We start from the raw sequence: 8,449 nt of genomic DNA, 5'->3' as shown, positions 1-8,449 counted from the left end.
TGGGTAGTGGGTAGTGGGTACTGGGTGCTACGCGCTGCGGCGCTGGGCGTCCCGGACCGCCCAGAGGCCGACGGCGCTCGCCGCGGCGACGTTCAGCGAGTCGACGCCGTGCGCCATCGGGATCCGCACCGTGGTGTCGGCCGCCGCGATCGCGGCCGGGGTCAGGCCCTGGCCCTCGGTGCCCATCACGAGCGCGACGCGCTCGGGGACGTCGGCGACGAAGGCGTCGAGGTCGACGGACCGGTCGGTGAGCGCCATGGCGGCGACGTGGAAGCCCTGTGCCGTGAGCTCCTCGCCGGCCTCCGGCCAGTCACCGATCCGGGTCCACGGCACCTGCAGGACCGTGCCCATGCTCACGCGGACGCTCCGGCGGTAGAGCGGGTCGGCGCACCGGGGGCTGACGAGCACGGCGTCGGCGCCGAGCCCGGCGACGCTGCGGAACACCGCGCCGACGTTCGTGTGGTCGACGATGTCCTCGAGGACGACGACCAGGTGGGCGTCCCGCACCACGTCGGCGACGCTCGGCAGCGCGGGGCGGTGCACGGCGGCGATCGCCCCGCGGTGCATGCGGAAGCCGGTGAGCTCCTCGAGCAGCGCGTCGGGGCCGACGAAGACCGGGCCGTCGTGGTCCGCGACGAGCGGCAGGACGCTGTCCAGCCACTTCTCCTGCACGAGCACGCTGCGCGGCACGTGTCCGGCCCGGACCGCGCGCTCGATGACCGTGTTCGACTCGGCGATGTACAGCCCGCCCTCGGGCTCGGTCACCCGGCGCAGGGCCACGTCGGTCAGGCGGGCGAAGTCGTCGAGACGGGGGTCGTCGAGGGAGTCGATGCGGACGGGGTGCACGGGGCTCGTTCCGGTGGGGTGCGGGGCGGGGGTCGGAGGTGGGGCGGACCCGGTGGACCGGGTGGGAAGCGACCGGGACGGTCGGCTGTTGAGGGTACCGTGAACAGGGTGCTGGATGATGCTGCGTCGACGACGTCCGACGACCTCGACCGGGTCGTCGACCTGCTCGCGGGCAAGCGCCTCGCCGTGCTCTCCGGCGCCGGTCTCAGCACCGACTCGGGCATCCCCGACTACCGCGGCGCCGGCCGGGTGGTCCGCAAGCCGATGACCTTCCAGGAGTTCCGCGCCGACCCCGCGAAGCGGCAGCGCTACTGGGCCGGCTCGCACCTCGGCTGGCGCACCTTCGCGGCGGCGCGACCGAACGACGGCCACCGCAGCCTCGCCGCACTCGAGGACGCCGGCGTCGTCACCGGTGTCGTCACCCAGAACGTCGACGGCCTGCACCTGCGCGCCGGCTCCCGCCGCGTGGTCGAGATCCACGGCTCGATGGACCGGGCCGTCTGCCTGACCTGCGGCCAGGTCTTCTCGCGCGCCGACCTCGCCGCGACGATCGACCGCGCCAACCCCTGGATCGACGAGCCCGGCTCGGTGCAGCTGCAGCCGGACGGCGACGTCGAGATCACCGACGTCGAGCGCTTCGTCGTGCCCGACTGCTCGGTCTGCGGCGGCGTGCTCAAGCCGGACGTGGTCTTCTTCGGCGAGTTCGTGCCGGCCGAGAAGTTCCGCGAGGCGGTCTCCATCGTGGCCGACGCCGACGCCCTGCTCGTGGTCGGCTCCTCGCTGACCGTGAACTCGGGCGTCCGCCTGGTCGACCACGCCACCCGCCGGAAGAACCCGGTCGTCATCGTCAACCGGGGCGACACCCGCAGCGACCGGCGCGCCGTCGCCAAGATCGACGCCGGCACCACCGAGACGCTCGTGCACCTGGCCGAGCGGCTCGCGCCGACCGGGCGGTGACGACTTCGTCGTGCCGGAGCCCGCGTCTGCGATGATCGAGCGGTGACGACGCTCCTCTACCTGGTCCGGCACGGCGAGACCGACTGGAACGCGCAGCGCCGCATCCAGGGCTCCACCGACATCCCCCTGAACGACACCGGACGCCGCCAGGCGGCCGAGGCGGCCGAGCTCCTCGCGCGCCGCCGGTTCGACGCCGTGGTCGCCTCGCCGCTGTCACGGGCAGCCGAGACCGGCGCGATCATCGCCGACCGGCTCGGCCTCGACACGCCCGCCGAGTACCCCGGCCTGGCCGAGCGTTCGTACGGCGAGGCCGAGGGCCTCACCGACGACGAGGTCGCCGAGCGGTACCCGCACGACGACATCCCCGGACGCGAGTCCCGTTCGGCCCTGCTCGCCCGGGTGACCGAGACCCTCGGCGAGGTCGCGGTGCGGTTCGACGGCGGCGTCGTCGTGGTCGCGACCCACGGCGCGGTCATCCGCAGCGTGGTGAACGCCTCGGCGCCCGGCACGGTGGAACGACGCGGCACGCCGATCCGGAACGGGTCCGTCCACTCGTTCCGCTGGGACCCGGAGCGCTTCCACGCCGAACTGGTGCGCTTCGACGACCCGATCGACGTCGTCTCGGACGAGACGGGCGGCGCCCCCTTCGCCGCCCAGAACCCGCTCGAACGCCGCGACTGACCGGGGACTACGCTCCGACGGACCCGGACCGACCAGACGCCCGGGCGGAGGGATCGACATGCCGACCGACGGACCCGACGCCCACCGAGCCCCCGCACCTGCGCCCGACGCCGACCGTTCGCTGGCGCCCGACGCCGACCGTCCGCTGGCGCCCGACGACCTCGACCGGGCCTTCGGGCCCGACACCGGGAGCACCGCCACACGCTCCGGCCACCGGGTCCGCACGGCGGTCCTGATCGGCGGCGGCACCGTGGTCGTCGCCGGTGTCATCGTCCTGGTGCTCGGCACCATCGTCGGGTCGGTGCAGACCGGCATCGGCGGGGTGTTCCCCCGACCGGGCACGGCCCTCGACCGGTTCGTCAGCGACGCCCGCGACCTGCCCGGCGTGACCGACGTGCAGCGCCACCGGGCCGAGAAGACCGCGTTCGCGAGCTACGAGGTGTCGGCGACCGTGACCGCCGACCCGTCGCTGGAACCGGCGGCACGGGCCGAACTCGTCCGGGCGCTCAGCCGGGCGACGGACGAGGCGAGCGGCAACGGCGTCCACGTCGTCGCGATCGCCGACCTCGGCGTCCAGCAGGTCGGCGTCACCGAGCACGCCGACACCGCCGCCCGACGCCTGCAGCTGGCGGACACCCTCGACCGGATCGGCGGCGTCACCGCGGTGCGGTGCTCGTGGGGTCGCGGTGCGCAGTCGTCGGACGACGCCGAGGACCAGGCCGTCGTCGTCGAGACCCCGGGCCGGGGCCGCGCGGTGCCGCCGATCGTGGCCCGCGTGACCGAGGAGACGCAGCGGGTGTTCCCGGGCGCGAGCGTGCAGGTCCTGCCCGCGGGGTGAACCGGGACGCGGACGCGACCGCATCCGCCTGCCGGTCGCGAACGCCTTTGCCTGCCGATCGCGACCGCTCCTGCTGACGGGTCTCGGCAGTGGTGCCGCGTGCGCGCGAGCCGGGCGCAGCGCCGGGGTCGGGCCGTGCCTCCCGTCCGGACCGCAGGGCACTCGCAGCAGGTGCGCGCGCATCTTTGCTGACTGAGCAGAAGACGTCGCGTGAGCACGGCCGACCCGACGTCTTCTGCTCACTCGACGAGCGGTCCGCCAGCGCCGCGGACCTGCGGACCCGCGCACCTGGGCCGCCACGTCGAGTGAGCAGAAGACGTCGAGTGAGTACGGCCGACCCAACGTCTTCTGCTCACTCGACGAAACCCGCCGCGCGAGCGCCGCGCCCCGCGCCCCGCGCCGCGCCCGCCCCACGCCCGCACCTACCCCCGCGCCGCGACCGCCCGCTCGACCGCCTGCACGACCTGCTCGGCGGAGTCCTGCCACCGGAACCGCGCCGCCTGCTCGACCGACCGCCGCGAGGCGTCCTCCCACCGCGCCTCGACCCGGCGGACCGCGGCTGCGACGGCGGAGGGCGAGCCCGGGTCGAAGTACTCCGCGGCGTCTCCCCCGATCTCGCGGAAGATCGGGATGTCGCTCACGACGACCGGGGTCCCGACGCCCATCGCCTCGACGAGCGGGATGCCGAAGCCCTCGTCCCGTGACGCCGTCGCGAGCGCCGTCGCCGACCGGAGCACGGACAGGTACTCGTCGTCGGTGGCGCCGTCGTGGAACACGAGGGTGCCGGCCGGTGCGAGCGCCTCGAGTCGGGCACGGTCGGCGTCGGTCACGCGGGACATCAGGTGCAGGGTCCAGTCCGGTCCGAGCAGCGGGATCGCGGCTGCGAGCGTCTCGACGTTCTTGTACGGCATGAACGACCCCATGTAGACGAGCGACCGCTCGCGCGGGGCGTCGTCGGCACGGGGCGTCGCCGGGTCCGCGGCGTTGTACGCGACGGTGACCGGACGCCGGGTGAGCCGGTGCTCGGCGATGAGCCCGGCGGTCGTCTCGGACACGGTCACGACGCCGTCGGCGCCGTTCAGCAGGACGCGCTGCGGCGTCCACGACAGGTGGAACGCCCGCCAGCCGAGCCGCAGCGGCCACGAGAACTCCCGCGGGGGCGTGCGGTTGCGGTAGTAGATCAGGTCGTGCAGCGTCAGCACGAGCGCGTAGTGCCGACCGCGCGAGCCCATCGTCTGCATCGGCGAGAACACCGCGTCGAGGCCGAGGCTGTTCACCCGGCGCGCGACGAGCGGCTCCCCCGCGTCCGTCGGCGCCGGCAGCAGCTCCCACGGCAGGTGGTCCGGCAGCGACTCGAGCTGCCGCTCGTCGTGCACGAGCAGGACGTGGTCGTGCCGGTCCGGCAGGTGTGCGGCGATGCCGGCCGTGAACCGGCTGATCCCGTCGTGCCGTCCGATCCGCACGTAGCGGCAGTCGATCCCGATGCGCAGCCGGCGGGTCACGCGTCCGCCCCGTCCGCCTGGTCGGTCGCCTCCGTCGCGGCCGGTCGGGAGGCCCGTCCCGCGCCCGTCGACCGGCCTGCGTCGGTGCGTCGGCCGCGTCCACGGCGCGGGGCCGGGTCCGCCATCCGTCGCAGGACCGCCTGCGCGGCGGGCGCCGGCGTCTCGTAGTGCACCAGGTGGCCGACCTCGGGGATGACGACGAGCTCGGCGTCGCGGAGTCGTCGGGCGAGCGCCTGCTGCTCCGGCACGGCGGTGATGTCGTCGCGCTCGGCGGCGATCATGAGCACGGGCACGTCGATGCGGTCGGCGTACTCGGACACGTCGTGGGTGACCGAGGTGCGGAACGCCTCGAGCACGCTGGTGCGGTTCGCGAAGGCCGAGAAGTACCGGTCGTGCTGGTCGTGGACCCAGCGCCGCAGGTCGCGGTCGTGCGACTTGAGCATGGCGAGGCTCATGACGCGCACGATCGCCGGGTTGCGGAGCAGTCCGAGCCCGATCGGCCGGGGCAGCACGGCTCCGGCGCGGTAGTAGCCGATCGCGATGCCGGTGGCGACGGCCCGGGGGCCCTGCAGCGCCGGGGCGGCGATCGGGTTCACCAGGACGAGCAGGCGGGTGTCGAGGCCGGCGGCCACGGCGGCGGCCACCACGATCGAGCCGAACGAGTGCCCGAGGACGACGGTGTCCCGGGTGAGACCGAGCGCCGCGTGGAACCCGGTGACCCAGGCCACGTAGGACTCGATGTCCGAGACCGCGAGCGGGTCCGAGATGCCGAAGCCGGGCAGGTCCGGCACGACGACCCGCACGCCCTCGAGGTGCGCGGCGATGGTCTCGAGGCCGTGGTGGTCGCCACGGAAGCCGTGCACGGCGAGCACCGTCTGCTCGGCGTCGGCGGGGCCGTACTCCCAGTAGTGGGTGGTGCGGCCGTCGACCTGCACGGACCGGTGGACGACCGGGGTGGCGGCCATGAGCGACTGGTACGGGGAGAGCACGGGCGTTTGCATCGGCGCCAGTCTAGGGAGGCCGCTGGACGAATCCCCGGACACCCGGAGCATCGCGCGCCTATCGTGTCCGGGGCGGGCCGTGCGGCGGTCCGACGACCCACGACGAGGAGCACGGTGACCTTCACAGCCCCGATCCAGCTGCCCGGATTGACGCTCGACCCGCAGTGGTACAAGCGCTCGGTGTTCTACGAGTGCATGATCCGCTCGTTCGTCGACTCGAACGGGGACGGCATCGGTGACCTGCAGGGCGTCATCGGCAAGCTCGACTACCTGCAGTGGCTCGGCGTGGACGCCCTGTGGCTGCCGCCGTTCTTCCAGTCGCCGATGCGCGACGGCGGCTACGACATCCAGGACTACAAGGCGATCCTGCCGGAGTTCGGCACGCTCGACGACTTCCGCGAGCTCGTCACGAAGTCGCACGAGCGCAACATGCGCATCGTCATCGACATGGTGATCAACCACACGAGCGACCAGCACGAGTGGTTCCAGCAGTCCCGCGAGGACCCGGACGGTCCGTACGGCGACTTCTACGTCTGGCGGGACACCGACCAGGAGTTCTCGAACATCCGCATCATCTTCGTCGACACCGAGGAGTCGAACTGGACGTTCGACCCGGTGCGGCGGCAGTTCTTCTTCCACCGGTTCTTCTCGCACCAGCCCGACCTGAACTTCGAGAACCCGGCGGTCGTCGAGGCGGTCTACGACGTCGTCCGGCACTGGCTCGACATGGGTGTCGACGGGCTGCGACTCGACGCGATCCCCTACCTGTTCGCGTCGGAGGAGGGCAACGGCGAGGGCGAGCCGGAGACCCACGAGTTCCTCAAGAAGCTCCGCGCGATGGTCGACGACGAGTACCCCGGCCGGGTGCTGCTCGCCGAGGCGAACCAGTGGCCGCGCGAGACCGCGGCGTTCTTCGGGACCGACGACGAGCCCGAGTGCCACATGGCGTTCGACTTCCCGGTCATGCCCCGCATCTTCTACTCGCTCCGCGCGCAGCACGCGAAGGAGCTCGCCGCGATCCTGTCCGAGACCCTCGACGTGCCGGACAGCGCGGCCTGGGGTGTGTTCCTGCGCAACCACGACGAGCTGACGCTCGAGATGGTGAGCGAGGAGTACCGCCAGGCGATGTACGGCTGGTACGGCTACGACCCGCGGATGCGGTCGAACATCGGCATCCGCCGCCGGCTCGCCCCGCTGCTCGACAACTCCCGCGCCGAGCTCGAGCTCATCCACGCGCTGCTGTTCTCGCTGCCGGGGTCGCCGTTCCTGTACTACGGCGACGAGATCGGCATGGGCGACAACATCTGGCTGCCGGACCGCGACTCCTCGCGCACGCCGATGCAGTGGACGCCGGACCGCAACGCCGGCTTCTCGACCGCCGACCCGGGCAAGCTCTACCTGCCGGTCGTGCAGTCGCTCGTCTACAACTACGCGCAGGTCAACGTCGAGGCGCAGCTCGCGCAGTCCCGTTCGCTGCTGCACTGGGTGCGCAACGTGATCCACGTGCGGAAGGCGCACCCCGTCTTCGGCATGGGGACGCTCGAGGTCCAGCAGACCTCGAACGAGTCCGTGCTCGCGTTCGTCCGGTCGTGGGAGGGCTCCGGGCAGCAGTTCGGGCCGTCCGCCGAGGACGTGCTCTGCGTGTTCTCGTTCGCGACGAACCCGACGTCGGTCACCGTCTCTGCGCCGGAGTTCGCCGGTCGCCCGCTGTACGACCTGTTCGGCGGCGGCTCGTTCCCGTCCTTCGACGAGGACGGCGAGGTCACGCTCACCATGGGGACGCAGTCGTTCTACTGGCTGCACGTCGGCGCGCCGGTCCAGTAGGCAGTGGTGTCGGTGCGCACGGTTAGCCTGACCGCGTGACGTTCTCCACCGCCCCCACGGACACGCCCGCCCCGCCGCAGGACCTCGCCGGCCGCCCGTGGTGGCACGCGCTCGGGGTCTTCGACCTCGAGACCACCGGGGTCGACGTCGAGACCGCCCGGATCGTCACGGCGCACGTCGGGCTCATCGACATGACCGGGGCGTCCATCGTCGAGGGCGCGTGGGTCGCCGACCCAGGCGTGCCCGTCCCCGAGGGCGCCGCGGCGGTGCACGGCTACACGACCGAGCGCGCCCAGGCCGAGGGCCGTCCGGCGTCCGAGGTCGTCGCCGAGGTGATCGCCGCGATCGAGGCCGTGTTCGCCCGCGGCATCCCGCTCGTGATCTACAACGCCCCGTACGACCTCACCGTCCTCGACCGCGAGGCCAAGCGGCACGGCTTCGCCTCGCCCGTGATCGGCAACGTCGTCGACCCGCTCGTCATCGACAAGGCCCTCGACACCTACCGCAAGGGCAAGCGGACGCTCGAGGCCGCGTCCGAGACGTACGGCGTCACCCTCGACGACGCCCACGACGCCGGTGCCGACGCCGTCGCCGCTGGCCGGGTCGCCCAGGCCATCGCCGGGCGCTACCCGGAGGAGCTCGGCATCACCGCCGAGGAGCTCCACCGCAAGCAGGTCGGGTGGTGCGCCGACCAGGCGGCCTCGTTCCAGCAGTACATGCGCGCGAAGCGCGACCCGACCTTCACGGCGGACGGCCGGTGGCCACACCGCGGCGCAGGAGCAGGCATGTAGCATGCAGCG

The 8,449-nt window shown here is 72.9% G+C and carries 8 protein-coding genes; 5 read left to right on the top strand and 3 right to left on the bottom strand.

What is annotated here, in order from left to right; all coding sequences use genetic code 11:
• Positions 1-27 precede the first annotated feature (27 nt).
• The gene (locus tag BIU97_RS02930) at positions 28-846 is read right to left on the bottom strand and encodes a TrmH family RNA methyltransferase (protein ID WP_071255518.1); all 819 of its coding nucleotides are present in this window, start codon (positions 844-846) and stop codon (positions 28-30) included.
• Between the two features lie 108 nt (positions 847-954).
• On the opposite strand from BIU97_RS02930, the gene BIU97_RS02925 reads away from it, so the two are divergent.
• Genes BIU97_RS02925 through BIU97_RS02915 form a run of 3 tightly spaced genes read left to right on the top strand, consistent with a single transcriptional unit; the run spans position 955 to position 3,322 of the window.
• A complete protein-coding gene (locus BIU97_RS02925; protein ID WP_254782863.1) occupies positions 955-1,803 on the top strand; it encodes a Sir2 family NAD-dependent protein deacetylase in 849 nt (282 codons plus the stop codon).
• 42 nt (positions 1,804-1,845) lie between these two features.
• Positions 1,846-2,484 (top strand): histidine phosphatase family protein, encoded by a 639-nt coding sequence (locus BIU97_RS02920; protein WP_071255524.1) that lies wholly within the window; start codon positions 1,846-1,848, stop codon positions 2,482-2,484.
• Between the two features lie 58 nt (positions 2,485-2,542).
• Positions 2,543-3,322, top strand: coding sequence for a hypothetical protein (locus BIU97_RS02915; protein ID WP_071255526.1), 780 nt, complete (start codon positions 2,543-2,545; stop codon positions 3,320-3,322).
• Positions 3,323-3,744: 422 nt separating this feature from the next.
• Here the strand turns inward: BIU97_RS02915 and BIU97_RS02910 are convergent, their stop codons facing one another.
• Together BIU97_RS02910 and BIU97_RS02905 are read right to left on the bottom strand one after the other, a co-directional pair.
• Positions 3,745-4,812, bottom strand: a complete 1,068-nt coding sequence (locus tag BIU97_RS02910) for a glycosyltransferase family 4 protein (RefSeq protein ID WP_071297070.1) — start codon at positions 4,810-4,812, stop codon at positions 3,745-3,747.
• Between the two features lie 8 nt (positions 4,813-4,820).
• A complete protein-coding gene (locus BIU97_RS02905; RefSeq protein ID WP_083420799.1) occupies positions 4,821-5,825 on the bottom strand; it encodes an alpha/beta fold hydrolase in 1,005 nt (334 codons plus the stop codon).
• 114 nt (positions 5,826-5,939) lie between these two features.
• Between BIU97_RS02905 and treS the strand changes: the two genes are divergently transcribed.
• Complete coding sequence (gene treS / locus BIU97_RS02900; protein WP_071255528.1) at positions 5,940-7,649, top strand: maltose alpha-D-glucosyltransferase; 1,710 nt, start codon at positions 5,940-5,942, stop codon at positions 7,647-7,649.
• A 35-nt stretch (positions 7,650-7,684) separates the two neighbouring features.
• Positions 7,685-8,440, top strand: coding sequence for an exonuclease domain-containing protein (locus tag BIU97_RS02895; RefSeq protein ID WP_071297032.1), 756 nt, complete (start codon positions 7,685-7,687; stop codon positions 8,438-8,440).
• The last annotated feature ends 9 nt before the right edge of the window (positions 8,441-8,449 follow it).

Source organism: Curtobacterium sp. MCBA15_009, assembly GCF_001864895.1.
Lineage (GTDB): Bacteria > Actinomycetota > Actinomycetes > Actinomycetales > Microbacteriaceae > Curtobacterium.
The sequence above is the reverse complement of the archived record's forward strand: the minus strand, read 5'-3'. Positions and strand labels throughout refer to the sequence as shown.

Excerpts from the sequence above, each read along its gene's own strand:
- BIU97_RS02915 (WP_071255526.1), top strand. The coding sequence starts at position 2,543 with ATGCCGACCGACGGACCCGACGCCCACCGAGCCCCCGCACCTGCGCCC.
- BIU97_RS02905 (WP_083420799.1), bottom strand. The coding sequence starts at position 5,825 with ATGCAAACGCCCGTGCTCTCCCCGTACCAGTCGCTCATGGCCGCCACC.